The sequence below is a fragment of the Gammaproteobacteria bacterium genome (assembly GCA_015709695.1).
Classification (GTDB): Bacteria; Pseudomonadota; Gammaproteobacteria; order Steroidobacterales.
The window spans coordinates 2638115-2664959 of sequence record CP054183.1; the positions used below are offsets into that span (position 1 = coordinate 2638115).

General features: G+C 68.7%; 27 protein-coding genes. 15 read left to right on the forward strand and 12 right to left on the reverse strand.

Going from position 1 to position 26845, the window contains the following annotated elements; all coding sequences use genetic code 11:
• Positions 1-10 precede the first annotated feature (10 nt).
• The 5 genes from dctP to HRU81_12235 are packed head-to-tail and all read left to right on the forward strand — an operon-like array spanning position 11 to position 4809.
• The gene (gene dctP, locus HRU81_12215; protein ID QOJ32813.1) at positions 11-1015 is read left to right on the forward strand and encodes a TRAP transporter substrate-binding protein DctP; all 1005 of its coding nucleotides are present in this window, start codon (positions 11-13) and stop codon (positions 1013-1015) included.
• Positions 1012-1521, forward strand: a complete 510-nt coding sequence (locus tag HRU81_12220; protein ID QOJ32814.1) for a TRAP transporter small permease — start codon at positions 1012-1014, stop codon at positions 1519-1521. The genes dctP and HRU81_12220 overlap by 4 nt, the downstream gene beginning before the upstream one ends.
• On the forward strand, positions 1518-2834 hold the full coding sequence (locus HRU81_12225) for a TRAP transporter large permease (protein QOJ32815.1): 1317 nt from the start codon (positions 1518-1520) through the stop codon (positions 2832-2834). The genes HRU81_12220 and HRU81_12225 overlap by 4 nt, the downstream gene beginning before the upstream one ends.
• Before the next feature lie 12 nt (positions 2835-2846).
• Positions 2847-4061 (forward strand): FAD-dependent monooxygenase, encoded by a 1215-nt coding sequence (locus HRU81_12230; protein QOJ32816.1) that lies wholly within the window; start codon positions 2847-2849, stop codon positions 4059-4061.
• Positions 4062-4071: 10 nt separating this feature from the next.
• Positions 4072-4809, forward strand: coding sequence for a hypothetical protein (locus HRU81_12235; GenBank protein ID QOJ32817.1), 738 nt, complete (start codon positions 4072-4074; stop codon positions 4807-4809).
• Here the strand turns inward: HRU81_12235 and nhaA are convergent.
• Positions 4783-6186, reverse strand: a complete 1404-nt coding sequence (nhaA, locus tag HRU81_12240; protein ID QOJ32818.1) for a Na+/H+ antiporter NhaA — start codon at positions 6184-6186, stop codon at positions 4783-4785. The two genes, HRU81_12235 and nhaA, sit on opposite strands and share 27 nt — an antisense overlap.
• Positions 6187-6296: 110 nt before the next feature.
• On the opposite strand from nhaA, the gene HRU81_12245 reads away from it, so the two are divergent.
• The gene (locus HRU81_12245; GenBank protein ID QOJ33400.1) at positions 6297-7385 is read left to right on the forward strand and encodes a cupin domain-containing protein; all 1089 of its coding nucleotides are present in this window, start codon (positions 6297-6299) and stop codon (positions 7383-7385) included.
• Here HRU81_12245 and HRU81_12250 read toward each other — a convergent pair.
• Positions 7382-8719 carry an MFS transporter gene (locus HRU81_12250; GenBank protein QOJ32819.1) on the reverse strand — a complete coding sequence of 446 codons (1338 nt, stop codon included), beginning with the start codon at positions 8717-8719 and terminating at the stop codon, positions 7382-7384. The genes HRU81_12245 and HRU81_12250 overlap by 4 nt on opposite strands.
• A gap of 123 nt (positions 8720-8842) precedes the next feature.
• On the opposite strand from HRU81_12250, the gene HRU81_12255 reads away from it, so the two are divergent.
• A complete protein-coding gene (locus tag HRU81_12255; protein ID QOJ32820.1) occupies positions 8843-9388 on the forward strand; it encodes a GNAT family N-acetyltransferase in 546 nt (181 codons plus the stop codon).
• 181 nt (positions 9389-9569) lie between these two features.
• Here HRU81_12255 and HRU81_12260 read toward each other — a convergent pair whose 3' ends face one another.
• The 8 genes from HRU81_12260 to HRU81_12295 form a co-directional block, all read right to left on the reverse strand.
• Entirely contained in the window at positions 9570-10622 is a 1053-nt protein-coding gene (locus HRU81_12260; GenBank protein ID QOJ32821.1) for a hypothetical protein, read from the reverse strand.
• A gap of 80 nt (positions 10623-10702) precedes the next feature.
• Positions 10703-11338 (reverse strand): hypothetical protein, encoded by a 636-nt coding sequence (locus HRU81_12265; GenBank protein QOJ32822.1) that lies wholly within the window; start codon positions 11336-11338, stop codon positions 10703-10705.
• A 31-nt stretch (positions 11339-11369) separates the two neighbouring features.
• Complete coding sequence (locus HRU81_12270; protein QOJ32823.1) at positions 11370-12818, reverse strand: catalase; 1449 nt, start codon at positions 12816-12818, stop codon at positions 11370-11372.
• Positions 12819-13083: 265 nt separating this feature from the next.
• A complete protein-coding gene (locus tag HRU81_12275; protein ID QOJ32824.1) occupies positions 13084-13812 on the reverse strand; it encodes a M48 family metallopeptidase in 729 nt (242 codons plus the stop codon).
• Positions 13813-13874: 62 nt separating this feature from the next.
• Entirely contained in the window at positions 13875-14873 is a 999-nt protein-coding gene (locus HRU81_12280; protein ID QOJ32825.1) for an ABC transporter ATP-binding protein, read from the reverse strand.
• 4 nt (positions 14874-14877) lie between these two features.
• Entirely contained in the window at positions 14878-15765 is an 888-nt protein-coding gene (locus HRU81_12285; GenBank protein QOJ32826.1) for an ABC transporter permease, read from the reverse strand.
• Positions 15762-16715: an ABC transporter permease gene (locus HRU81_12290; protein ID QOJ32827.1), complete on the reverse strand. Its 954-nt coding sequence runs from the start codon at positions 16713-16715 to the stop codon at positions 15762-15764. The genes HRU81_12285 and HRU81_12290 overlap by 4 nt, the downstream gene beginning before the upstream one ends.
• Positions 16715-18598 carry a hypothetical protein gene (locus tag HRU81_12295; protein ID QOJ32828.1) on the reverse strand — a complete coding sequence of 628 codons (1884 nt, stop codon included), beginning with the start codon at positions 18596-18598 and terminating at the stop codon, positions 16715-16717. The genes HRU81_12290 and HRU81_12295 overlap by 1 nt, the downstream gene beginning before the upstream one ends.
• Before the next feature lie 435 nt (positions 18599-19033).
• Between HRU81_12295 and HRU81_12300 the strand changes: the two genes are divergently transcribed.
• The 7 genes from HRU81_12300 to HRU81_12330 all read left to right on the forward strand — a co-directional run bounded on the left by HRU81_12300 (position 19034) and on the right by HRU81_12330 (position 24840).
• A complete protein-coding gene (locus HRU81_12300) occupies positions 19034-19489 on the forward strand; it encodes a D-tyrosyl-tRNA(Tyr) deacylase (GenBank protein ID QOJ32829.1) in 456 nt (151 codons plus the stop codon).
• Positions 19490-19610: 121 nt separating this feature from the next.
• A complete protein-coding gene (gene tatA / locus HRU81_12305; GenBank protein ID QOJ32830.1) occupies positions 19611-19844 on the forward strand; it encodes a Sec-independent protein translocase subunit TatA in 234 nt (77 codons plus the stop codon).
• A gap of 75 nt (positions 19845-19919) precedes the next feature.
• Positions 19920-20285: a twin-arginine translocase subunit TatB gene (tatB, locus tag HRU81_12310; GenBank protein QOJ32831.1), complete on the forward strand. Its 366-nt coding sequence runs from the start codon at positions 19920-19922 to the stop codon at positions 20283-20285.
• Positions 20286-20300: 15 nt separating this feature from the next.
• Complete coding sequence (gene tatC / locus HRU81_12315) at positions 20301-21083, forward strand: twin-arginine translocase subunit TatC (protein QOJ32832.1); 783 nt, start codon at positions 20301-20303, stop codon at positions 21081-21083.
• Entirely contained in the window at positions 21080-22570 is a 1491-nt protein-coding gene (locus HRU81_12320) for a peptide MFS transporter (protein QOJ32833.1), read from the forward strand. Before tatC ends, HRU81_12320 begins: the two co-directional genes overlap by 4 nt.
• Positions 22571-22582: 12 nt before the next feature.
• Positions 22583-24478 (forward strand): oligopeptide transporter, OPT family, encoded by a 1896-nt coding sequence (locus tag HRU81_12325; protein QOJ32834.1) that lies wholly within the window; start codon positions 22583-22585, stop codon positions 24476-24478.
• Positions 24479-24528: 50 nt separating this feature from the next.
• Positions 24529-24840: a DUF1330 domain-containing protein gene (locus tag HRU81_12330; GenBank protein ID QOJ32835.1), complete on the forward strand. Its 312-nt coding sequence runs from the start codon at positions 24529-24531 to the stop codon at positions 24838-24840.
• Between the two features lie 12 nt (positions 24841-24852).
• Here the strand turns inward: HRU81_12330 and HRU81_12335 are convergent, their stop codons facing one another.
• Positions 24853-25266 carry a PaaI family thioesterase gene (locus HRU81_12335; protein QOJ32836.1) on the reverse strand — a complete coding sequence of 138 codons (414 nt, stop codon included), beginning with the start codon at positions 25264-25266 and terminating at the stop codon, positions 24853-24855.
• A 57-nt stretch (positions 25267-25323) separates the two neighbouring features.
• On the opposite strand from HRU81_12335, the gene HRU81_12340 reads away from it, so the two are divergent.
• Complete coding sequence (locus HRU81_12340) at positions 25324-25749, forward strand: HIT family protein (protein ID QOJ32837.1); 426 nt, start codon at positions 25324-25326, stop codon at positions 25747-25749.
• Positions 25750-25758: 9 nt separating this feature from the next.
• Here the strand turns inward: HRU81_12340 and HRU81_12345 are convergent, their stop codons facing one another.
• Positions 25759-26835, reverse strand: coding sequence for a GGDEF domain-containing protein (locus tag HRU81_12345; protein ID QOJ32838.1), 1077 nt, complete (start codon positions 26833-26835; stop codon positions 25759-25761).
• Between the last annotated feature and the right edge of the window lie 10 nt (positions 26836-26845).

Consider the following 26845-nt stretch of genomic DNA (forward strand, 5'->3'; position numbering starts at 1 on the left):
ATCGCCCGCCATGGCCATCGCCCGCGCCGCCATCCTGCTGCTGACCCTCGGCCTGTGGAGCCTGGGCACCCGGGCCGGTGAAGTCACACTCACGCTGGCCAGTGCCTGGAGCCAGCGGCAGAACTTCACCGCCGACTTCCTCCGCTACGTCGAGGCCGTGAACCGCGCCGGGCAAGGCCTGGTGCAGATCCGCTTCCTCGGCGGGCCCGAGGCCGTGCCCGAGCAGCAGCTCCTGTATGCCCTGCGCCGCGGCGTCATCGACATGGCCTTCGGCGGCATGACCTACTACCGCGGCGTGCTGCCCGAAGGCGACGCCCTGTTCGCCTCCACCCTGGACCCGGACCGCGCCCGGGCCAGTGGCGCGCTCGACGCCCTGCAGCCTTACTGGCGCGAGCGCATCAATGCCCACCTGGTCGGCTGGGTGCAGGCCGGCATGGGCGCGCAGTTCTACCTGCGCACGGTGCCGCGCTTTCGTGCCGACGGCCTGCCGGACCTCACCGGCCTTGCCATCCGCACCTCGCCATCCAACCGCGAGATGCTCGACGCGCTGGGCGCCCGCGCCGTGCAGATCCCGGTGAGCGAGATCTACACGGCCCTGGAACGCGGCATGGTGGATGGCATCGCCTTCACCACCATCGGCCTGCCGGACCTGGGCGTCGGGCAGTTCATCCACTACCGCATCGATCCACCGGTGCTGCAGCTCTCGGTCTGCCTGCAGGTGAACCTCGACACCTGGAACCGCCTGGCGCCGGCGGCCCGCGCGCTGCTGGAGGCCGAAGCCATCCGCTACGAGCACGGCAACCGCGAACGCTTCCTCGCGTTGCAGGCCGGCGAGCAGCGGCAGCTTGCAGCCGATGGCCTGAAGAGCGTAAGCGTCGCACCGGAGCGGGTGGCGGCCTTCAGCGACCTGGCCTTCGAGACCGTCTGGCAGCGGCTGGCGGCGCGCGCACCCGCCTCGGCCGCACGCCTGCGGCCGCTGTTCTGGCCGGAGAGCCCGGCAATGCCAGCGCGGTGAACCGCATCGTTCGCGCCTACGACGCGCTGGTGGACGGCCTGGTCCGGGCGGCCGGGCTCATCATGGCTGCGGTCTGCCTGCTCATCGCCTGGGATGTCATCGCGCGCAACCTCGGCCTGCATCCGCCGCGATCCACGGTGGCCCTGACCGAGTACGCCCTGCTCTACACCACCATGGCGGTGGCGCCGGCACTGGTGCGCGAGCGCGGCCATATCGTCATCGAGCTGCTCCACGAGCGCTTCCCGCCGCGGCTGCGCCGCTGGGTCGACCGCTGCATCCTGGTCTTCTCCACGGCGCTCTCGCTGCTGGTGGCGCTGCTGGCGACGATGCTGGCCGTGGAAGCCACACGCCGGGGCGAGATCGACGTCCGCTCGCTGGACGTACCACGGGCCTGGCTGTTCGCGCCGCTGGCGGCCGGCTTCCTGCTCACGGCCACGGAGCTCCTGCGCCTGCTCTGGCGCGGCGAAAACCTGGCACGCCCGGCTTCCGGGCAGGGCAGCCTGTGAGCCCGGTCGAGTCCGGAGCCCTGGTCTTCGCCACGGTGCTGGTGCTGATGGCGCTGGGCGTGCCGGTACTGTTCGCCTTCCTCGGCGCCAACCTGCTCGGCGCCTGGCTGCTCATGCACGGCTTTGCCGGCCTGCTGCAGGCGGTGGACAACTCGGTCAGCCTGATCACCTCGTTCACGCTGGTGGCGGTGCCGCTGTTCGTGATGATGGGCAGCCTGCTGTTCCACAGTGGCCTGGCGGTGCGGGTCTTCGATGCGCTGGATACCTTCTTCGGGCGCATCCCCGGTCGGCTCTGCTACCTGACGGTCGCGGGCAGCACGGCGTTCTCCACCCTCACCGGCTCGACCCTCGCCAACACCGCGATGCTCGGCTCGCTGATGGTCCCGGAGATGATTCGCCGCGGCTACGCGCCGCGCATGGCCATCGGCCCGGTGGTGGGCACAGGCGGCCTGGCCATGCTGATCCCGCCCTCGTCGCTGGCGGTGCTGCTGGGCAGCCTTGCCGGCATCAACATCGGCGCGCTGCTGATCGCCGGCCTGCTGCCCGGGATGATGCTGGCCGCCCTGTACTGCGCCAGCATCTGGCTGCAGCTGCGGGTCAACCCCGGCCTGGCCCCGGTCTACGAGGTTGCAGCCGTACCGGCTGGCCGCCGGCTGCGACTGCTGGTCACCAACGTGTTGCCCCTCGGTCTGGTGCTGTTCGCCGTGGTGGGGCTCATCGTCATCGGCATCGCCACCCCGTCCGAGGCGGCTGCCTTCGGCGTGCTGGCAGTGGTGCTCATCGCCGCGGCACAGGGCTGCCTGGGCATCGGCGCCATCAACGCGGCGCTGCGGGATACCGTGATCGTCACCGGCATGGTGTTCGTGCTGATCATCGCCGCCTCGGTGTTCAGCCAGCTCATGGCCTTCTCGGGACTCAGCCGCGTGGCCGTGGACTGGGCACTGGCGCTCGAAGGCGGCGCCCTGCTGAAGCTCGCCCTGATGTTCACGGCGGTGCTGGTTCTCGGCTGCTTCCTCGACCAGATCTCGATCATGCTGCTGACGATCCCGATCTTCTTCCCGCTGGTGAAGGCGCTCGGCATCGACCCGGTCTGGTTCGGCCTGCTGGTGCTGCTGGCCCTGGAGATGAGCCTGACGACGCCGCCATTCGGCCTGCTGCTGTTCGTCATGCTCGGCGTCTCGCCGCCCGGCACCCGCTTCGGCGATGTCGTGCGTGCCGCCCTGCCGTACCTCGGCTGCAACCTGCTGCTGGCGCTGCTGCTGCTCGCCTTTCCGGCCATCGCCCTCTGGCTGCCGGAACTGCTGCTGCGCTAGCCTCACGCCACCATGAGCGCGCAGGCGGCAGTTCCGGTGGTGGTGGTGGGCGCGGGCCCGGTCGGCCTGTGCACCGCGCTCTGCCTCGCCCGCCGCGGCATCAGCACGGTGTTGCTGGAGCGCGAGCGCCAGCTGCCCGCCGACCTGCGCGCCTCGACATTCCACCCGCCGACACTGGAGATGCTCGAGGACCTCGGGCTCACCGGCGCCATCCTGCAGGGTGGCCTGCGGGCTCCGACCTGGCAGATACGCCAGCACGAGACCCACGAACGCGCGGTCTTCGACCTCGGCGTACTCGCCGGCGACACGCGCCACCCCTACCGGGTGCAGTTCGAGCAGGCGGCATTCTGCCGCCTGGCGCTGGACGCCGTGCGCGCCGAACCCCGCATCCGCGTCAGCTTTGGTGCCGAGGTCAAGGGCATGGTCCGGCTGGACGATGCGGTGAGCCTTTCCGTCACCCACCCGGGTGGCCGCGATGCTCTGCGGGCCCGCTACGTGGTCGCCGCCGACGGTGCCGGCAGCACGCTGCGGCGCCTGCTGGCGCTGCCCTTCGAGGGGCTGACCTACCCGGAAACCACGGTGCTCGCCACCACCACCTTTCCGTTCGAGAACCACCTGCCCGGACTTTCCCGGGTCAACTATGTCTGGATCGGCGACAGCAACTACGCGCTGCTGCGCCTGCCGGACTGCTGGCGAGTCAGCCTCTACCCGGATCCGGACGAGGACCCGCAGGCCGAACCCTGGCGCATGGACGACCCGGCGCGCATCGAGGCGAAGCTGCAACGGATCGTGCCGCAGACGGGCCGTTACGAGGTGCTGGAGCATCGCCCCTACCGCGTGCACCAGCGCATCGTGCCGACCTACCATTCCGGCCGCGTGCTGCTGGCGGGCGATGCCGCACACGTCAACAGCCCTTCCGGGGGCATGGGCATGAACTGCGGCATCCACGATGCCTTCAGCCTCGCCGAAAAGCTCGCCGGCGTATTCGAAGGCGGCAGCGAGGACCTGCTGGCACTCTATGATCGCCAGCGCCGCCCGGTGGCGGCCGACGAGATCCTCCGCCAGGCAGACCGCAACCGCCATCGCATGCGCAATGCCGATCCCGCCTGGCGTCGCGCGGAACTCGCGCGCCTGCAGGCCATTGCCGCGGATCGCGATGCGGCCCGCGCGCACCTGCTGGCATCCTCCATGATCGCCGGCCTGCGCCGGGCAGCCACCATCCAGTGAGGCCACGTTGATGCAAGCGGATGCCAGCAGGCGCGACTACGGCACGGCCGGCCGCATCGGTGTCGGCACGCCGCAGGCCAACCCTACCGTGGAGGCCGAGTTCCGCCAGTTGCTGCCGGCCCGGGTGGAGTTCCTCACCACGCGCCTGGTGAGCAGCCGGGCCGATGCCCGCGAGCGCCTGGTGGAGTACCTCGAGCACCTGGACGATTACCTGGCGGCCTACGGCGGCCTGGCGCTGGACCTGTTCTGCTTCGCCTGCACCGGCTCTTCGTACCTGCTGGGCCATGCCCGCGAGCGCGAACGAGTGGACCATGCCGCGCAGCGCTTCGGCTACCCGGTGCTGACCGCAACGGAAGCCCTGGAGGAGCGGTTGCACCAGCTGCGTGCCACGCGCATTGCGCTGCTCGCGCCCTATCCCCGGTGGCTCATCGACGCCGCGGCGGACTGGTGGCGCAGCCGTGGGTTCGAGGTCAGCAGCTGCCACCCCGTCGCCATCGCGCGGCCCGGCGACACCCGCAGCATCTACGAGCTCACCAGCGCCGACGCACTGGCCGCGGCCCGCGCGGCCGGTGACCTGCGCGCGGATGCGTTGCTGATGTCCGGTACCGGCATGGCGACCCTGCCGGCGCTGGCGGCGATCCGCGCGTCGGTCGGCGTGCCCGTGGTCACCTCCAACCTGGCGCTGGCCGGGCAGGCCCTCGCCCGGCTGGGCCTGGTGCCCTCAGCGCTGCCCGGCGCGGGTGGCTGATCCCAGCAGCCACAACCAGCTCATGCCACCCAGGCCGGCGATGAGCGAGGCAGCGATGATGCCGGTCTTCGCCAGCAGCAGGTATGCCGGTTGCTCCATGTAGGCCAGCTCGGCGATGAAGATCGACATGGTGAAGCCGATGCCGGCCAGCAGGCCGACGGCAGCGATCTGCGCCATGCGCGTCTGCGCCGGCAGCTGCGCCAGGCCCAGGCGCAGCGCCAGCCAGCTCGCGCCGGTCACGCCGACGAACTTGCCGAGCACCAGGCCGACGGTGACGCCGAGGGCCACCGGCTGGCGGAAGATTTCGCCCAGGGTACCGGGGTCCAGGCGAATGCCGGCATTGAACAGCGCAAACAGCGGGATCACGCCGAACGCCACGGGCAGATGCCAGGCGTGTTCCAGCCGCTGCAGCGGCGCCTGGACGGCCACCGCCCCGTTCTCCAGGGCCTGCACCGCCGCGTGCATCTCCTCGTTGGCCAGGATGCCCGCGCCAGGCGCGCGGCTGGCGTCGAAGCGCTCGGTCAAGCGGCGCAGCTGGGCGCTGAACCACGCCGCGTCGTACCTGGGCCGCGCCGGCACGGTGAAGGCACCGATCACGCCCGCCAGCGTCGCATGCACGCCTGACTGCAGCATGGTGAACCACAGGGCCACGGCCAGCAGGAAATACGGCAGCACGCGACGCACTCCCGCCAGGTTCAGCACCACCAGAGCGGCGACCACGGCCACGGCGCCGGCCAGCCACGGGAGGACCAGCTCGCCCGTGTAGAACAGGGCGATCACCGCCACCGCGCCCAGGTCATCGACGATCGCCAGGGCCACCAGGAACATGATCAGTCCCCTGGGCACCCGCCCGGCCAGCATCACCAGCGCCCCGGCGGCGAAGGCGATGTCGGTGGCCATGGGTATCCCCCAACCGTGCACGGCATCGCCACCGGCGTTGAAGCCGAGGAAGACCAGCGCCGGCACCACCATGCCACCCAGTGCGGCCGCCACTGGCAGGGCGGCCTGGCGTGGCTCCGCCAGCTCGCCCACCAGCAGCTCGCGCTTGAGCTCCAGGCCGACGACGAAGAAGAAGAACGCCATCAGGCCATCGTTGATCCAGTGGTGCAGGGACATCTCCAGGCGCCAGCTGCCGATGCCGATGCTGACCGGCAGCCGCACCAGCTGCCAGTACGCCTCGGCCAGGCTGCTGTTGGCGAGGACCAGGGCTGCCACCGTGGCGGCGAACAGCAGGAGACCGCCGCTCGTCTGGCTGCGGATGAACTCCTCGAAAGGACTCAGGACCCGCTCGAAGGCCCGCTCCCAGGGTGCATGGAGGATGCCCCTGCCCGGCCCGGTTGCCGGCTGTTGCCCGTCGTCCTGCTGCTGGTCGCGCATCCACCTGTCCCGTCATGCCCTGCCGCGGCTGTCCATGCTACCTGCTTCCCTATAATCGCCGCATGGATCGCACGCTCACCCATCTCGGCGCCATGAGCGTCAGCCGCTTCATGCGTGAACATTGGCAGCGCCGGCCGCTGCTGGTCCGCAATGCCCTGACACCCCCAGCGGTGGACCGCAGGCAGCTGTTCGCCCTCGCGGCTCGCGACGAGGTCGAGTCACGCCTCATCGTGCGCCGTGGACAGGACTGGACACTGCGCCACGGGCCGATCCCGCGACGCGCCCTGCCACCGTTGCGCCAGAAGCACTGGACGTTGCTGGTGCAGGGCCTCGACGGGCTCGACCAGGCGGCGCACCGGTTCCTCGCGCGCTTTCGCTTCGTCCCCGACGCCAGGCTGGACGACCTGATGGCGAGCTACGCCAGCGATGGCGGCGGGGTCGGGCCTCACGTGGACAACTACGATGTCTTCCTGGTGCAGGCCGCGGGCTTTCGCCGCTGGCGCATCGGCAGGGCGCGCGATCCCCGCCTGCAGCCGGGACGCCCGCTGCGGCTGCTGGCACATTTCCAGCCCGAGCAGGAATGGCTGCTCGGGCCGGGTGACCTGCTCTACCTGCCGCCGGGAGTCGCCCACGACGGCATTGCCGTGGGCGAGAGCATCACGCTGTCGGTGGGCTATCGCACGCCCACTTTTCAGGAGCTGCTCGATCCCTGGTTCGCGGATTTCGCCAGCCGCAACGAGCTCCCCGGCCGCTATGCCGATCCCGGACTGCGGCCCACGACACGCCCGGGTGCGCTGCCACCCGCCATGGTCGCGCGCGTGCACGCCGCCCTGTCACGCCACCGCCCGCGGCGCGCGGACACCGAGCGCTTCCTGCTCGAGTACCTCTCCGAACCCAAGGACCACATCGTCTTCCGACGGCCACCGCGGATACCGGCGCCGGCTGCCTTCGCGCGCGCCGCCCGGCGCCGCGGCGTCCTGCTCGACCCGCGCAGCCGCCTGCTGACCGGTCGCACGGGAGTCGGCATCAATGGGGAGTTCGTTCCAGCTGCGCCGGGTGGCGTACCGGCCAGCCTGAGGCAACTGGCCGATCGCCGGCGCCTCGACGGACGACAGCTCGCCGCCGCGCCAGCGGCCTGCCTCACCCTGCTCCGCGACTGGCTTCAGGCCGGCTGGCTGACGCTGGGCCCGGGGCGCTAGGCGCGCGCCTTCGCTGCCATCAGCCGGCGCGCATGGGGTGATGCGGGACCCGGGGCAAACCAGCGCACGGCAATGGCAACCACCAGAAGCACGGCCTGGTAGGCCCCGGCCAGCACGAACGGTGCCCAGGGCCCCCAGCTGTCGAAGACACGCCCGCCCACCGCGGTGAACACCAGAATCCCCAGCGCACCGCAGAAGCTGCTGCCGGCGATGATGCTGCCCCGCTCGGCCACCGGTGCCTCCTGGCCCAGGAGCGACAGCGTGGCCTTCACCATGAAGCTGGTGCCGAGCGTCAGCAGCACCAGCAACGGCGCCATCTCCAGGTGCAGCGGCGAGGTGAGGAGCGGCATGGACAGGTAGCCGACCGATGCAGTGGCCAGCGCGATGATCAGCGCCGTCACGCGGTTCACCCGGTCGATGACCCAGCCGAAGACCGGCGCCGACACCAGCGACACGCCATACATGATCACGATCATCGTCCCGAACTGCGCCATGGCGCGGGCGGGGGAGAGTCCCTCGTGCCGCCCCGCCTGGATGGCCCAGAGGCCGAGGAACAAGCCCTTGATCACCACGTCCGAACGGGCCACCAGCGCACCGGCATAGGCCAGCGAAATGCGCGGGTTGCGCATGGCGCCGAGCACCGAGCGCACCAGCTCGCCGACCGGCGGCCGCCGCTGGCGTCCCGCAGGCAGCCCGGGTGCCAGCCCGCGCGCGGCCAGCACCGCGGTCAGCAGGCACACGACCGAGCCGGTGAGGAACATGACCTTGCCACCCGTGATCGCATCGATACCGCGCTGGTGGAGAAAATCCGGAATGCTGCCCACGAACTTGCTGGCGAATATGGTGCCCAGCGTATTGCAGACGCTGGTGATGCCGATCAACATGCCGCGAGACCCATCCACCGGGTAGTCGTTGACCAGCGTCGCCAGCGCCCCGGCCACCGCCGGCGCACCGATGGCATAGACCATGCGGAACGCGAGCAGCTCGCCGGGGTTCTCGGCGAAGGGGTACAGGCCCCAGCCGATCCCGACCATCACGAAGCCGAAGGTCAGCACCGCGCGGCGCCCGAGGCGGTCGGCGGCAACGCCGAAGGGCACGAACAGCAGCAGGCCGATGATCTCGGTCCAGAAGGCGAGATCACCGGACAGGGTGCCCTGCTCGGCACGCGGCACATGCATGTGTACGTTGAGGATGTAGCTCTGCAGTATGGAGATGCCGGAGAGCGCACCGATGCCGACGAAGGCGGCCCAGAGCTTGACCAGCACATTGCCACGCGTGATGCCGGGCACGAGTTCTATGGGACCGAGGCGCGCGGAGCGGGTGGAGTCCGTCATGGTGGCTGGTGACCTCGGCGGCTGTTGGCGGGCAGCAGTCGCCGGATCATACAAACGTCATGTTGATATGACAATTAAGCAGCCCTGCGGCAGACAGCCGCCCCCTGCCTGGAATTGCCCGACATGACGAACGAGTCCGCGTTCATCGAGCTGCGTCGAGCGACCCCTGCCGACCGCGATCTGCTGGCGCAGGCTGGGCGCGCCTGCTTCGTAGAAACCTTCGGGCACCTTTACCGGCCGGAAGACCTGGCTGCTTTCCTCGGCACGGCGCATGCGCCCGAAGCCTGGCAGCGGACGCTGGCGGATCCCGCGCTCGCCACCTGGATCGCCGTCGGCGCCGCGGGCTGTGCGGCCGGCTACGCGGTCGCCGGACCCTGCAAGCTGCCAGCCGCCGGCCGCGAGCCGCTGGCCGGGGAACTGCGCCAGCTCTACCTGCGCGCCGGATACCAGCGCCGCGGCCTGGGGACGCGGCTCCTCGAAACCGCTCTGGCGTGGCTGGAAGCCGCAGGCCACGAGCCGCTGTATATCGGTGTCTGGTCGGAAAACTTCGGTGCCCAGCGGCTGTACGCCCGCTACGGTTTCCAGCCGGTCGGCGAGTACCTGTTTCCGGTCGGGCAGCATCGCGACCGGGAGTTCATCCTGAAGCGGCAACCGGTATATCAACAGTAATGGACATTTAAATAGACAGGTATTGTTTCCGAATATTCATCAATCATTTATATATATTGTCAGTCATCTGCCTGCCATGCTCCCGAGGCCCTGGGGGCGCCGTACGGGGCAGGCACGGCCCAGCCGGCCGCGCTGTTCGCAGGGTCGATGCTGGCCGGGACGGCGGTCGTCGAGTGGCTGGTCAGTTCCCCTTCCCGGCCAGGGCCGCTTCCACCGTCGTAGCCACCCACTTCGCGAACAGCGGGCTCTCGGTCAGGCCGACATCCACCATCTCGATCTTGAGCCCCTCGAGATCCTTGTGGATCTTCTTCGACACATAGCCGCGGCCGGTGATGAGCAGCGGCGTCACCAGCACGCGCCGGCCGGCGGCGGTTTCCGCGGCGATGTGGTCGCGCACGCGCTTGACGTTGGCCTCGCGCATGGCCGCGGGCGCATCGTCCTGCAGGGTGGCGGCCCAGGCACCGGCCAGGCCCAGCGCCTTGCGGACCGTGGCGGCGTGCTGCTCAAGGTCGGCCAGCTCCGCCGCGTTCTCCTGCTCGTCTGCCGGCCCGTGGGCGATGATCACGGCCACTTCATGGGCGGGATCGCGGCTGATGGTGCGCAGGTTCGCGGCGAGGATGTCGCTGACCACGCTGCTGGCAGTCGGCCCGGCCGCCATGACCAGCCGCGCCTTCGTCTTCAGGCGGGGCACGTCGAGATAGGCCGAGTGCTCCTCGAGGCCGAGGATGTAGAGCCATTGCCGCGTCAGGTCGGTGCGCTGGCCGATCTCGGTCGGCACCACGACGATGGTCTTCGCCCCCGCGGCCTCGAGCGCATCCACCGCGCGCTGCATGTGTACCGAACCCATCATGGCCATGCCGAGGGCGGCCGCCGTCGGCATGGTCTTCGCGACGTCGGCGAAACCGGCCTCGAACTGCGCATCACCCTGGTCGCCGTAGCCGTGGCCGAGGGCGAGCACGCCCACTTCACCTCGCAGGCCGGGCGGGCTCAGGTAATCCTCGACGTCACGCATGCGGCCCATGCTCTCGTTGATCTGCTGGTCCGTGAACGTGCGGTAGAGCGGCACCTTGCTGCGCAGGGTTGCCAGGTCTTCGGCGCTCATGGCATGGGCGTCGCCGTGCTGCTGGTGCGCCGAATGGTCGTCGGCCCGTACCGACAGCGCGAGGACCGACAGGACGAGGCCCGAGGCGAGGCAGAGCGCCCGAACCGGACTGGGGCGTGTTGGCGTCATCATGGTGGCTTGCCCTTCAGGGATGTGACTCTCGCATCATAGCCATGGACCATCAGTCCGGGCCACGCGATCACCCTGACGCTTCACTGCAGCGGATCGGGACGTCCCTGCCCCGACAGGCGCACCACGAACTGGCCGCTTGCCGGGTCCACGCACCAGCCGCGGATCAGCCCTGCCTGCCCCCCGCCATCGGCATCGGACCACAGGACCCAGCATGGCTGCGGCTCGGGCAGTGCCGCATCGCGCTGGTAGCGCAGGCTGAGCTGCACTGAATCTCCGCCGGCAAAACCGGCGGCCCGGGCCGCCTGCCAGGCCGCGGGACTGTCCACGAAACCCGCCGATACCGGCTTCATCAGCACGCAGGCACCACCGGTGCCCACGTTCTCGACATCGCCGTTCTCCAGCGCCCGGATGCGCGTGCACCGGCCCTGGCCGGGCGATTGCACGTCGTAGAACCAGAAGGTGTTGCGCGGCCCGTCGGCAAGGCTGGTGGAGACACCCACCAGCTCCGCATCGGGCTGCCAGGCCCGTGCCTCGGCAAGCGCCTGCTCCAGGAACGCACGCGCGGTGATGCCATCCGCACTGGCCGGAGCGGCTGGCGGCGTCGCCGTCGAAGCCGGCGACGCCGCTGAGTTGCCCGGTGCCGGCACTTCGCCACCACCGCAGGCCGCCAGCGCGGTGATCGAGATACCGAGGAAGAACTGGTGCAGCCTTGTCATGGTGGTCCTCGCGAAGCCCGCCGGAACTCTCCTACTTTAGCTCGTTCGGCGAGATACCCAGTGCCCTGGCCACGCCCTCGCCATAGGCACGGTCGGCCTGCAGGCAGTGGCGGATGTGCCGGAGCTGGATCTCCCGTGGCGCCTCGCCGATGGAGCGGGCGGTGTTGTCGAACAGCGCCTGCTTCTGGGCAGCGGTCATGAGGCGAAACAGGGCACCGGGCTGCGAGTAGTAGTCGGCATCCTCGCGATGGTTCCAGTGGTCCGCCGCACCATCCAGCGACAGCGGTGGCTCACGGAAGTCCGGCTGCTCCTGCCACTCCCCGTAGCTGTTCGGCTCGTAGCCCGGCGTACCGCCGTGGTTGCCGTCCACCCGCATGGCGCCGTCGCGGTGGTAGCTGTGCACCGGGCAGCGCGGGGCATTGACCGGGATCAGGTGATGATTCACGCCGAGCCGGTAGCGCTGCGCATCCCCGTAGGAAAACAGCCGCCCCTGCAGCATCCTGTCCGGTGAGAAGCCGATGCCGGGCACGATGTTCGCGGGGTTGAACGCGGACTGCTCGACTTCCGCGAAGAAGTTCTCCGGGTTGCGGTTCAGCTCCATGACGCCGACCTCGATCAGCGGGTAGTCCTTGTGTGGCCAGACCTTGGTCAGGTCGAAGGGGTTGTAGGCGACCTTCGCCGCATCGGCCTCGGGCATGACCTGCACCTTCAGCGTCCACTTCGGGAAATCGCCCTTCTCGAGGCTCTCGTAGAGATCGCGCTGGTGGCTCTCCCGGTCCTTGCCGACCAGGGCTTCCGCCTCGGCGTCGGTGAGGTTGCGGATGCCCTGCTGGCTCGTGAGGTGGAACTTGACCCAGTGGCGCTCGTTCTTCGCGTTGATGAAGCTGAAGGTGTGGCTGCCGAAGCCATGCATGTGGCGATAGGTGGCCGGGATGCCCCGGTCGCTCATGACGATGGTGACCTGGTGCAGGGCCTCGGGGAGCGAGGTCCAGAAGTCCCAGTTGTTCTTCGCGCTGCGCAGGTTGGTGCGCGGATCACGCTTTACCGCATGGTTCAGATCAGGGAACTTCAGCGGGTCCCGCAGGAAGAACACCGGCGTGTTGTTGCCGACGAGGTCCCAGTTGCCCTCCTCGGTGTAGAACTTCACGGCGAAGCCGCGGATGTCGCGCTCGGCATCCGCCGCGCCCCTCTCGCCCGCCACGGTGGTGAAGCGCGCGAACAGCTCGGTTTTCTTGCCGACCCGGGAAAAGATCTTCGCCTTCGTGAACCGGGTGATGTCATGGGTCACGGTGAACGTGCCGTAGGCACCCGAGCCCTTGGCATGCATGCGCCGCTCCGGGATCACCTCCCTGTCGAAATGCGCCAGCTTCTCGAGGAACCACACGTCCTGCAGCAGCTGCGGACCGCGCCGACCGGCAGTCAGCACGTTCTGGTTGTCGCTTACCGGGCAACCGGCGTTGGTGGTCAGTTTCTTGCCCATCGTCTTGCTCCTGGTCATGGTCGCGGCCGGAGGCCGTGATGCGGATGGTTTGCCTGGGTCATGGCGGTCCTGCCGCCATCGCCAGGGCATTGTGGCCGGCCGGAGCAGATCTGACAAATGCAATAAAACTGCCTCGATAATCTATTGGATCGAATACTGGTCTGCGCCGTACCCATCGCCTGCATGTTCACTGGATGGATTCGGGCAAGCGGCGCTCACACCGCCGGGACACTGCGAGCCGACCGCCGCCGACGCTGCCCGACACTCAGCCCGGGAGAACGGCCGACTCCAGCCTCCGCCTGCGTTCGCGCCAGTCCGGGAGCCGCTGGTCCATGAGCAGATGAAAGGGGCGGCCGTGGCCACGCTGCTCGAGATGGCAGAGCTCGTGGACCACCACGTACTCGATGCACTCCCGGGGCGCGCGGACCAGCGCGAGGTTCAGGGTCATGCGCCGCGGCGCGACGCTTCGCGGGTCCCGACGCTCCGACCCGGGAACGGGTCCGGACAGGCTGCCCCAGCGGCGGGTCATGCGGCGGACGAGCACCTCGGGCCGGACGTGGCCACGGGCGGCGAACCACGCGAAGTTCCGCTCGAGGATCGCGGCGAAAATCCCTGTGGCCCGCTCCCGGTACCAGCGCTCGAGGACGCGCCTCGCGGCTTCGCCGCCCATGCCGCCGCGTGTCGCGACTTGCAGGGTATCGCCAGCCAGCCAGACGGCCGGGCGCGGGGCGGCAGCCACCTCGAGCCGGAAGTCCCTGCCGAGGAATGGCAGCGTCTCGCCCGTAACGTACCGGGGCGGGGCTGGCCGCTCCTGGTCCAGTCGCCGGAAGCGCTCGACCTGGCGGGCGATCCACTGGCTTCGCCCGGCGACCCAGGCGTCGATGATGCCGCGGTCCAGCCGTGCGGGCGCGCGGACGATCACCCGCAGATCGCGGTGCACCTCGAGCGCCAGCGTGCGCCGGCGGGTCGACACCCGCAGTTCATATGCCGCCATGATCGGGGCAGTTTACCGATCCCTGCGCCTCTGCAGCGGCAGTGCAGGGTCACCTCCCCGGCTCAGTTTCCCGCCGGTCCCGGGAAATGGCAGGCAACATGCACGGCGGTGGGCGCACCAGCCGCGGGAGCGAGTTCCGGCCGCTCGTGGCGACAGCGCTCGCGGACACGCGGGCAGCGCGGGTGGAAGGCGCATCCCGATGGGGGATTCGCCGGCGATGGAACCTCACCGGCCAGCACGATGCGCTGGCGCCGGCGGGTGGGATCGGGCACCGGCACGGCGGACAGCAAGGCCTGCGTATAGGGATGCTGCGGCTCGCGGTACAGGCCGGTGGCCGGCCCGGTCTCGACGATGCGGCCGAGGTACATGACCGCCACCTCGTCGCTGACGTGCTGGATCACGGCGAGGTCATGGCTGATGAACAGGAAGGCGATGCCATGCTCGCGCTGCAGGCGCGCCACCAGGTTCAGCACCTGGCTCTGCACCGAGACGTCGAGGGCCGAGACCGGCTCGTCGGCGACGATCAGCGCCGGGTTCAGCGCCAGCGCCCGGGCAATGCCGACACGCTGGCGCTGGCCGCCAGAAAGCTGGTGGGGATACTCGTCGATGCGACGGCCCGGCTCCGGGATGCCGACCTGCTCGAGCAACGCCAGCGCCGCCGCGCGGGCCTCGCGGCTCGACAGCCGCTGATGACGGCGGATCACGCCGGTGAGCTGCGCACCGACGGTGAACACCGGGTTCAGCGCCGTCATCGGTTCCTGGAAGATCATGGCAATGTCACGCCCGCGCACCGCGCGCATGCCGCGCTCGGGCAGGGCCAGCAGCTCCTGGCCATCGAAGCAAATGCTGCCAGCGGCAATGCGGCCGGGTGGCTGCGGCACCATCCGCAGGATCGACAGCCCGGTGACGGTCTTGCCGCAGCCGCTCTCGCCCACGAGCGCGAGGCTCTCCTCCGGGAAGACGTCGAATCCCACGCCATCCACGGCCCGTACCCGGCCGGCCATGGTGTCGAACTCCACGGTGAGGTCGCGCACTGACAGCAGCGGGGACGGCGGATTCATCGGCTCAGGCCACCTGCTTCGGGTCCAGGGCGTCCTGGAGCGAATCGGCCAGCATGTTGAAGGCGAACACCAGGCCGAACAGCAGCGCCGAGGCGACGATGAGGTTGTTGAAATGCCCGGCGAGGAACTCGAGCGTGCTCTCGCTGATCATCAGGCCCCAGCTCATGCCGTCCTTGACCCCCAGCCCGAGAAAACTGAGCACCACCTCCGCCTTGATGGCATCGACGAAGCACAACGTCAGCTGCACCAGCAGGATGTGGAAGGTGTTCGGCAGGATGTGCCGGAAAATGATGGTCGCTGGCGGCACGCCGATGGCGCGCGCCGCCTCGACGAACTCCAGCTCGCGCAGCTTGATGACCTCGCCGCGCACCAGCCGGCCGGTGGTGGTCCAGAACGTCGAGACCATGGCGACGTGCATGGCATAGGGATTGTCGGCCATGGCGAAGGCTATTGCCGCCACCATGAGGTAGAAGGGCATGGCATCCAGCACGCCCATGAGCCAGAGCACGACCTCGTCGATCCAGGTGGCGGCGAAGAAGCCGCCGGCCGCGCCCAGCAATGCTCCCAGGGTGACGGCCAGCAGCGCAACCACGAGGCCCACCTGGAAGGCGGTCCCGGTGCTGTAGATGGCACGCTGGAAGATGTCCTGGCCGATGATGTTGGTGCCGAACCAGTGCTGCGCCGATACCGGCCCCCACTTGGTACCGGTGATCAGCGCCCAGTCGCTGGCCCACCAGCCAGACCAGGCACCGACGGCGGCAAGGAGGTACACCAGCACCACCGCCAGGCCAAAGAGGCCCGCCCGGTCGCGCCGCAGCTTGTACAGGGCGCTTCGCCAGAGTGACGCGCGCGGCGGCCCGGCTGCCGGCAGGCTGGAGTTTGCCGCGGTCATTCCAGGGACACCCGCGGGTCCACTGCCCTGTAGAGAATGTCCGCCACCAGCAGCGTGATGACGAACAGCGCGGCGGTCAGCCCCACCACGGCCTTCAGTACCGGCTGGTCGCCGCTGATGATGGCCTCGTAGGCCGCCTTGCCGACTCCCGGGATGCCGAAACTCGTCTCGAGGAGCAACGCCCCGCCGATGACGATGGCGGGGATGGTGAACATGATGCGGGTGATGATCGGGATGGCGCAGTTCTTGAGGATGTCGCACCAGAACAGCCGCACCGGCGCCGCGCCGAAGGCCCGCGCGGTGCGCACATGGTCACGGCCCATCTCCTCGACGATCACCGCCCGGTAGAAGCGCGTGTTGTAGCCCAGCGCCACGAATACCGTGGCCAGGGTGGGCACCGTGACGTGGCGCAGGTAATCGGCCAGGTCGGCAGCGCCCCAGCCGCGGACCGGGAACAGATCCAGGCCGTAGCTGGTGCAAAACCAGATCTGGAAGGCGAAAATCACGACGAGGAAGCTGATGCTCATGCCGATGACGGCCAGGCCCATGATCAGCTTGTCGGGCCAGCGGCCGCGGTGGTAGGCGGCCAGCAGTGCCAGGGCGATACCCAGCAGGTTGCCGAGGATGAACCCCGGCAGTTCCAGGGCCAGCGAGACCGGAATGGTCCGCGCCAGCAGGCTCGACACCTTCTCGCCCGTGGAATCGGAATTGCCGAAGTCCACGGTGGCCAGTTCCCGCAGGTAGTCGCCGTAACGCACGACGAACGGCCGGTCGTAGCCCAGCTGGTGGCGGAGCTCGGCGATCTCCTGCGCCGTGGGATTCTTGCCCAGCAGGTCGAAGGTCTTGTCGGGTCCGAAGTAGACCATCAGGGTGAAGCTGAGCAGCGTCACCCCGAGCAGCAGCGGCAGGCCCGCCAGCAGCCGGCGCAGCGCGTACTGCAGTATGCCCATCAGCCCGCCGGCTCCAGGTCAGGCGGCCGCGCGCTCTCGCCCTCCGGCAGCACGTCGACATACCTCAGGAAAAAGCCGCCGACGATCTCGCGATCCGGCAGCGCCACGACATTCTTGTGCCAGAGGTAGATGCGCTTGCGGGACAGACCGGTGATGGCCGCGCAGTCATCGATGACCATCTGGTTCATGCGGCGGTAGAGCGCCGTGCGTTCCGGCGAAGACAGCATCACCGCGGCCTGCTCGTAGAGCCGGTCGTAGGCGGGATTGCGGTAGTTGGCGTCATTGGAGCCCGGCGAGCCGTTGGGGCCGTAGAAGAGCTGCAGGGTATTCTCGGCATCGGGGTAATCGAGGCCCCAGCCCTTGCTGACGATGGGCAGCCGGCTTTCCTTCCAGGCGCGGCCCAGGTCGCCGAAGGTCGCGTACTGCTTGAGCACCACCTTCTCCTGCGGCCAGCCGATGTCCATGAGCTCGGCACGGAACTGCTCGAAGAACATCCGCTGCTTGACCCCGGCACTCTGCCCGTACACCAGCACCGGCAACGTCTCCGCCGTCCAGCCATTCTCCTGCAACAGGCGCCGGGCGCCCGCCACATCGCGGGTTACGCTGGACCGCGACAGCTGAGGGTCGAACTCCGGCACCACCGGCACGATGATGCCCGGGAATATGGTCGCCAGGCCGAAGTACCAGCTGCGGTTGCGCGCTTCCCAGTCGAATGCCTTGATGATGGCGCAGCGCAGGGCCTTGTTGCGGCGCTCGCGCACCGGATCGGGGTTGTAGCCGAACTCGGGAAAATCGAAGTTGAACGCCTGGAAGACGAAGCCGGCCTCGAGGCCGGAGGCCACCTGGTACTTCCGGGCGAACTCCGGCTTCAGGCGCACCGGGTCGCGCGACTCGAGGACCTCGTCCACCTTTTCCGCCGGCAATCCGGTCACCTGGATCTCGTTGCCCTTGATGAACGAGTTCCAGCGCGAGGCGTCATCGTCGGCAAAGTCGATGATCAGGCGGTCGACGAACGGCGGGGAACGGCCCTGGATGCGCTCGACGCCGGTGTAGCGCTGCGTGGCCGGATCGTAGCCCTCGGCCTGCAGGTCCACCGGCTCCTGGCGGAAGCGGCGGTTGCGTTCGAATACCACGCGCGAACTGTCATAGGAAACCACCCTGAAGGGCCCTGAGCCGACCGGGTGGGTTCCCAGCTCGCGCCCGTAGTGCTCGGCGGCCTCGCGTGGCACGACTGCCGAGAATCCCTGGGCGAAGGTATCCAGCAGCTGCGGATAGGGACGGACCAGGCGAACCTCCACGGTGTAACGGTCCACCGCTCGCAGGCCGGGAACCTCGCGATCGTAGTCGGAGCCAGCTGCCTTCCAGTCATCGAGCCCGACGATGCGTCCCTGCCAGAACCACGCCCCCTGCGGCCGGTTCTTCGGGTCGAACTGGCGCTTGAGCGAGTAGACGAAGTCCTCGGCGACCAGTTCCCGCCCCTTGCCAGCGGGGAAAGCGGCATCGTCCTGGAAGAACACGCCCCGCTTGATACGGATCCGGTAGCGCAGCAGGTCCGGGGATATCTCCGGCCAGCCGTCCGCCAGGTTGGGCTTCAGCTGATAGGGCCGCGCGAGGTACTTGTACGCGAACAGCGTGTCGTAGGCATTCAGCACCACATGGTTCGCGTAGACATTGGCAGCCTGCACCGGGTCGAGGGACGAGGGGGCCTGGTCGAGCGAGTGGCGAAAGGTCTTGATGCCAGCGTCGGGCTCGGGGGACGCCCTGGCTGCTTCCTGCCCGGTCGGACCGCGGCAGCCGGCCAGGGCCAGCAGGCCGGCGCAAAGCACGGCCAGCCAGCGGGCGTCACCGCAATGTGCAGGTCTCCAGCGCGACGCCGACAACATCGGCGCCATTCTGCCAGCGCGAGTACCGCTGGCGTACCGGGTGGCAACGGCATCTTGCGGGAGCGGTTTGCCGCAGAACGACCGGGAATTGCCCAGGTTCAATGATAAATTCGCTTGAAAGGAATAATGAGTGAATAGATAGTGGCGATTTATATGCTACTAATTGTGAATTATTTTGGCCATAAATAGCTTCTAGGACCCACTTATTAGTTATCTCACCACTTCCATAATTATGTATGGCCCACTCAATCCAAGTGCTGAAATGAACGATACGTTCCTGCTCTTGCTGGCAGCAATACTGCTCATATGAGTATCTGAAATCCGGCTTGCTGGCCGTCTCGTGGGATGCTGTTTGACAGATCTTTGCTCGCCCGGCTGGCTTGCCGATGCCAGCCCCTGCCTTTTTCCCGGGCGGCCCCTTATTCTCCGCAGCCCATGATCGGCTTGTTGCAGCGGGTGTCGGAGGCCAGCGTCCGGGTAGCTGGCGAGGAGGTCGGGGCGATCGGGCCCGGCCTGCTGGTGCTGGTAGCCGTCGAGCGTGGCGATGGACCGGAACAGGTTCGTCGGCTGGCCGAGCGCCTGGTGGCCTACCGCGTGTTCGCCGATGCCTCCGGGAAGATGAACCTCGATGTGCGCGCTGCAGGCGGGGCCCTGCTGCTGGTGCCGCAGTTCACGCTGGCTGCCGACACCGATCGCGGCAACCGGCCGGGCTTCTCCGCCGCCGCGGAACCGAACGTCGGTCGGACCCTCTTCGAAATGCTGGTGGGAGAGGTTGCTGCACGCGGGCCCCGCGTAGCCACCGGGCGCTTCGGTGCCGACATGGCGGTCAGCCTCGTCAACCAGGGCCCGGTGACCTTCATGCTGCGGGCACCGCCCAGGGCTGACGCGTGACAGCGCCGCCAGCAGCCGCGCAGCAGCCAGAACGAGCCGCAGGTATCAGGGTCGCAGCCATGTTTTGCCGTATGATTGAGCCCTGTTGGCGAGGGCACGGCGTGCCCCCTGGAGCGTGGACATGGGATCTCTGAGCATCTGGCACTGGTTGATCGTCCTGGCGATCGCCGTGCTCATATTCGGTACCAAGCGCCTGAGCTCCATCGGCACCGATCTCGGCAGCGCGGTGAAGGGTTTCCGCAAGGCCATGTCGGAGGCCGACCAGGACGAGCCACCCAAGCAGATCAACAAGCAGGCTGACGCGGACTTCACCGAGAACCGCCAGAACGAAACCGCCGGCAAGAAGTCCGGCTGACCCCTTCCGGGACCTGATGCCGCCATGATTCCGGCCCGGGCACCCCGGTCCAGGCACGGTACGGGCTGATCCTGCATGTTCGACGTTGGCTTCTCCGAACTCGTGGTCATCTTCGTGCTGGCGCTGATCGTGCTGGGCCCCGAGCGTCTGCCGAAAGTCGCGGCCCAGGTCGGCCAGTGGGCCGGCAAGGCACGCCGCATGGCCCGCATGCTCAGCAGCCAGTTCCAGGAAGAAATGAACGCGGTGGATCCGCGCCACTACATGGACCCGCCATCGCCGGCAGCACCCCCGGACTACAGCCGTCCCGGCGTCGATGACCTGAAGCCGCACGGCGAAGCCGCCCAGGACGTTCCTCCACGGCAGGCGGCATCCGCCCAGGCCGAGGAGGCGACGCAGGCCGGCCCGGACAGCCACGCGCCCCCCGGCGACGCCCGGCCCTGACCCTGGCGCGCAGGCATGGCGGGAGACAGGCGCGACATTCCTGATGACGAGGTGCTCGAGGAGGGGACGCTCATGTCCCATCTCATCGAGCTGCGCAGGCGGCTGCTGCGGGCAGTGCTGGCCGTGGCCGTGATCTGCATCGGCCTGCTGCCCTTCGCGAGCCGCATTTTCACGCTGGTGGCCCAGCCCCTGATGAAGCAGCTCCCGGAGGGTGCGAAGATGATCGCCACCCAGGTCACGGCGCCGTTCCTCACGCCCATCAAGACGACCTTCTTCGTGGCGCTGTTCCTCGCCATGCCGGTGGTGCTCTACCAGGTCTGGGCCTTCGTGGCGCCAGGGCTCTATCGGCGCGAGAAGCGCTTCGCCGTGCCGCTGCTGGTGTCCAGCGTGGTCCTGTTCTACACCGGCGTGGCCTTTGCCTACTTCCTGGTATTCCCGACGGTGTTCCACTACTTCGCGGCGACGACGCCCGAGGGCGTCACCATGATGACGGACATCAACAGCTACCTCGATTTCACGCTGCTGACCTGCTTCTCCTTCGGCATTGCCTTCGAGGTTCCCGTGGCCACCGTGCTGCTCATCGCCACCGGGCTGGTCAGGGCGGAGACCCTGGGCAGGCAGCGCCCGTACATCTTCCTCGGCTCCTTCGTCGTCGGCGCCGTGCTGACCCCGCCTGACGTCATCTCGCAGTTCATGCTTGCCCTGCCCATGTACGGCCTCTTCGAAGGCGGCCTGCTGATGGCCCGGCTCATGTACCCCTCCGGCGCGGCGGCCTCCACGGACAAGAGCGCTGCATGACCGGCGCCCGGGCGCCGTTGCCGTCGGGGCACCCGGCCGGCCTGAGGACGCTGTTCTTCACGGAACTCTGGGAGCGCTTCAGCTACTACGGCATGCGGGCGCTGCTGGTGCTGTTCCTGGTGGACGCCGGCAGCGGCATGGGCCTGGACGACCAGGCCGCCACCGCCATCTACGGGCTCTACACCGCGGCGGTCTACATCGTGGCCCTGCCGGGCGGCTGGATCGCCGATCGGCTGCTCGGCGCGCAACGCGCCGTGTGGATCGGCGGCATCATCATCGCCGTCGGGCATTTCACCCTGGCGCTGCCGGCGACGCCGACATTCTTCGCCGGGCTGCTGTTCATCATCGCCGGCACCGGGCTGCTGAAGCCCAATATCAGCGCCGTCGTGGGCGAGCTCTACGCCAGCGGCGATCCGCGGCGCGACGCGGGATTCACGCTGTTCTACATGGGGATCAATCTGGGGGCCGGCATCGGGCCGCTCATCTGCAGCACGCTGGGCGAGAGTGAGCGCTTCGGCTGGCATTACGGCTTTGCCGCTGCCGGCGTCGGCATGGTAATCGGTCTGGCCTTTTTCCGGGCCACCCGGTCGCGCCTCGGCAGCGTCGGCCTGCATCCGACGCTGGATGCCACGGACCCGGTGCAGGCGGCGCTGATCCGCTCGGGCTGGCGCCGCGTGGCGCTGGCCACTGGTCTGGTCGTCGTGCTTGCCGTGCTGATCGGCACCGGCACGCTGCCGCTGACGCCGGCAGAGCTCGCGCGCGGCAGCGCCTGGGCCATTGGCATCCTCGCCGCCGCCTATTTCACCTGGCTGTTCCTTTTCGGCCGGCTGGACCGGCAGGAGAAGCAGCGGGTAGCGGTCATCATCGTGCTGTTCCTCGGCGCAGCGACGTTCTGGTCCGGATTCGAGCAGGCGGGGTCTTCCCTCAACCTGTTCGCCGAGCGCTACACCGACCGCATGATCGGCGGCTTCGAGATTCCGGCCGGGTGGTTCCAGTCACTGAACCCGGTCTTCGTCATCAGCTTCGCGCCGGTGTTCGCGGCCCTCTGGGTCGGCCTGGCACGCCGCGGCCTGAACCCGTCGACTCCAGCCAAGTTCGGCCTCGGCCTGCTGCTGCTCGCGGCCGGCTTCGGCGTGATGCTGGGCGCGGCGACACTGGTGGCGGCCGGCCAGCAGGCGCTGCCGGCCTGGCTGATCTTCACCTACCTGTTCCACACGCTCGGCGAGCTGGCGCTGAGCCCGGTGGGCCTGTCGGCGACCACGCGGCTCGCGCCGCGGCGCTTCGTCGGGCAGATGATGGGCATCTGGTTCCTCGCGGCTTCGGTGGGCAATATCCTCGCGGGACTGTTCGCCGGGCAGTTCAAGGATGACGTCCTGGCCGACATGCCCGGCCTCTACCTGCAGATCGTGCTGATGACGGCCGGTGCCGGAATGCTCTTCCTCGTGTTCACACGACCCATCCGCCGGCTGATGGGCGATGCCGGCTAGCCAGGACACCGCATGCAAGCGCAACGCGAGCTGACCGTCCGCGCGCTGGTCCTCGGCGGCATCCTCGCGGTGCTGCTTGGCGCCGCCAACGCCTACCTCGGCCTGTTTGCCGGCATGACGGTATCCGCCTGCATTCCCTCGGCGGTGATTTCGATGGGTGTGCTGCGCCTGCTTGGCCACGCCGGGATCGGCGAGAACACGCTGGTGATGACCCAGGGCTCGGCCGGCGAGGCACTGGCGGCGGCGGCGATCTTCACGCTGCCGGCACTGGTGCTTCTCGGCGTCTGGGATCACTTTCCCTACCTCTGGGTCACCGCCATTGCCGGTATCGGCGGCATGCTCGGGGTGCTGCTCACCATCCCGCTGCGCCGCGCGCTCATCGTCGAACAGGACCTGAAGTTCCCGGAGGGCACGGCAGTCGCCGAGGTGCTGCGGGTGGGCGAACGGGCGGGGCAGGGGCTGCGGGCGCTGGTGGGGGCTGGCCTGCTGGGAGCGTTCATCAAGTTCTGCGAAACCGGCCTGCAACTCTGGCCGGGTACCGCCCAGATCGCCGGACATGTCGGGCGGGGCATCGCCTACTTCGGCACCAACCTGTCGCCGGCACTGCTCGGCATCGGCTACATCGTCGGCCTGAACATCGCCGCGCTGGTGTTTGCCGGCAGCATGATCTCCTGGAACCTGGCGATCCCGGTGTACGCCGCCTGGTTCCTGCCTGGCGACCCGGCATTCTCCGGCACGGCGGCGCTGCCGCCGGCGGACCTCGCCTACCTCATCTGGACCAGGAAGATCCGCTACCTCGGCGTCGGTGCCATGCTGGTCGGCGGCCTCTGGGCGCTGGTCGCCATCCGCCACTCGCTGTTTTCCGGCGTGAGGAGCGGCCTGGTGCAGTTCCGCCGCTCGCGCGAGCAGGCACCGGATCCACGCGACCGCGACCTGCCCATGCCCTGGGTACTGGCCGGCATTGCCGCCTGCGTGCTGCCGATCTTCCTGCTCTACGGCCAGATCGTCGGGCACTACGGGGTAGCGGCGGCCATGGCGGTCACCATGCTGGTCGCCGGTTTCCTCTTCTCCTCGGTGGCCGCCTACATGGCCGGCCTGGTGGGTTCGTCCAACAACCCGATCTCCGGCGTCACCATGGCCACCATGCTGCTGGCGTCGCTGCTGCTCCTGCTGCTCCTCGGCCCGGACAGCGGCAATGGCCCGGCCGCGGCCATCATGATCGGCGCCGTGGTGTGCTGCGCGGCCTCCCTCGGCGGCGACCTGCTGCAGGACCTCAAGACCGGGCAGCTCGTCGGTGCGACGCCGTGGAAGCAGCAGCTGGCGCTGGCCGCGGGCGTGCTGGTGTCGGTGTTCGTGATGGCGCCGATCCTCAACCTGCTGCTGCAGGCCTATGGCATCGGCGAACCGAGCGCTGCGCACCCGAAGCCACTGGTGGCGCCGCAGGCGACGCTGATGGCCTCGGTGGCGCAGGGCGTGTTCCGTGGTGGCCTGCCCTGGGGCATGGTCGCCGCGGGTGCCGCCATCGGCGTTGCCATCATCCTGCTCGACGAGTGGCTGCGGCGCCGTGGCGCGTCGTTCCGCGCGCCGGTGCTGGCAGTCGCGGTCGGCATCTACCTGCCGCTGGAGGTGGATACGCCGATCTTCGTCGGCGGCCTCATCGCCTGGCTGGTGCAACGGCGGCTGGGCCGTGCCGACAGCGGCGCGGGCGCCGGCACCCTGTTCGCCGCAGGCCTCATCACCGGCGAGGCGCTGGTGGGCATCCTGCTCGCCATCCCGATCGTCGTCACCGGCAGCACCGGGCTGCTGGCCGTGCCGGACGCCTGGCAACCGGGCGCGCTGGCCGGGCTGGCCATGGTCGCGCTGGCTGCTGCGCTTCTCTACCGCGCCGGGCTGCGCTCCAGTCCCTGAAGAACCTACAATGGCGGCCCTTGCACCCGGCGCCACAGCGGAGAGAAGCCATGCCTGCCTACATCATCTCGGTCGTCCAGTTCACGAACATGACCCCGCAGCTCAAGGAATACGCGCAGAAGTCCGCGGCGCTGGCGAAGAGCCACGGCGGCCGTTACGTCGTGCGCGGCAAGACCGTGGAACTGCTGGAAGGCACCGGCCTGGACGGCAAGTCGGTGGTGATCCTCGAGTTCCCGACCATGGAGCAGCTCAAGGCTTTCGTGAAGGGCGACGAGTACCAGAAGACGGTCAAGCCGCTGCGTGCCGGCACCGGCATCTACGACATCGGCATCTTCGAGGCACCGCCACCGGCGATGCAGTGAGCCGCCGGCCGCTCAGCCCCCATCCACGATCATGAACGTGCCCTCGGCTTCGGCGACCAGCGTGTTGTCCGCGGCACGAATTGCCTTGCCCGAGAGCACGGCCAGCCGCCCCTTGCGCCGGAGCAGTCGCCCCTCCAGCAGCAGGCGGTCACCGAGTTCGACCGGCTCGCGATAGCGCACCTCGCAGCGTGCCGTGTGCCCGCGGATGCCCTGGAGGAACAGCCAGTTGGCCATGACGTCATCCAGCGCGCTGTAGATGATGCCGCCATGCACCAGCCGGTCGTAGCCGCAGTGGAAGGGACCGGGGCTGAACTCGCTGCGGCAGGCTTCCCCGTCCATGCGGAAGGGCAGGCGCAGGCCCAGCGGGTTGTCGGGCCCGCAGACGAAGCACTGGTTGGCATCGGGACGCGTGCGCTGCTCGCTCATGGCCTTGCCCTCTCCGGCGCTTGTCCGGCCCGCCGGCCAAACCTATGCTAGCGGTCCATGGCCTACGATCCCAGCAACATCTTCGCGAAGATCCTCAGGAACGAGATCCCCGCCTTCCGGGTGCATGAAGACGAACGCACGCTGGCGTTCATGGATGTCATGCCGCAATCGGACGGCCATGTGCTGGTGGTGCCCAGGAGCCCGGCAGAGAACATTTTCGATCTCGACCCCGCCATGGCTGCCGCCGTCATCCAGTCCGGCCAGAAGCTGGCGCGCGCGGTGAAGCAGGCCTTCAATGCCGATGGCGTCATGCTGGTGCAGTACAACGGCGCAGCAGCCGGCCAGACGGTGTTCCATTTCCACCTGCATGTCATACCACGCTATGCCGGCCAGCCGCTTCGCAGCCACGGCCGCAGCATGGCCGATGGCAAGCTGCTGGAAGAGCATGCGCAGAGGATCCGCGCCGCACTGCAGACCGGATGACGGGCTGAACTAGCCGCGTGCGGCGGCAGCCGGGGGCGTGGCGGTGCCGAGTGCGGGCGGACGTCGTCTGTCCTTGTCCTTCGCCATGGCGCGCCCGGCCGCATTGCCGAGATCGAGCAGGCTGCGGCCATCACCCGGAAACACGCCGGCGCCGATGCCGACCGTCACGCGCTGGAGCACACCACCGATTTCCACGGTCGTGGTGCCGATGTTGTGGCGGATGCGGTTGGCGACCGCCTTCGCCACCGCTGGCCCGGCCCCGGAAACGAACAGCAGGAACTCGTCGCCACCATAGCGGGCCACGAGATCCACCGAGCGGGTGCTGCGCCGAAGGGCTGCGGCCACCGCGGCGAGCACGCGATCGCCGGCATCGTGGCCATGGCGGGCGTTGATCAGCTTCAGGCCGTCGATGTCCACCAGCAGCACGGCAAAGCCGCTGCCGCGCTGGATGGCCCGTTCGCGCTCCGTCTCGACGAGTTGCGAGAACGCCGAGAGCGTCAGCAGGCCCGTCAGCGGGTCGTGATCGGCCATCACCTGCAGCTTCTCGCGGGCATCGGCCATGCGCCCAGCCAATGCAGCCGTCACCAGGGCCACCAGCAGCATCGGCAACTCCCCGGCGACCAATGCCAGCGAGGAGGCGAGGCCGGGCGCCTCACGGCCCATGCCAAGCCAGTCCAGCACCAGCCTTGCTGCCAGGACCAGGCCAACGATAGCGATGGTCATGCCCCGGCCGAGCGTGAGTGCCGCACCGATGACCGGCAGCAGATAGAGGCCTGCCAGCCTCTCGCGACCGTCACCGGACAGTGCGAGCACGGCGGTGATCAGCGCCACCATGGCAACGATTGCCAGCAATCGCTGGTCCCGCGACCGGTCTGCCGGGAACCGGTGCACTGCCGCGAGCAGCACACCGTAGGCCAGGCAGGCGCCCAGGTACAGGCCGGGATGGGTCATGCCGCCCGCCGGGATGGCGAAATGAAGCAGCACCAGCACCAGCAGCAGGATCTCGATTCCGGTGCCGTCGTGCAGGATGCGGGCGAGCCCGACGCCGCCTGTCCCGTCGTCGGACCCCGGGGTTGAATCTGCCATGGTCCGTGAT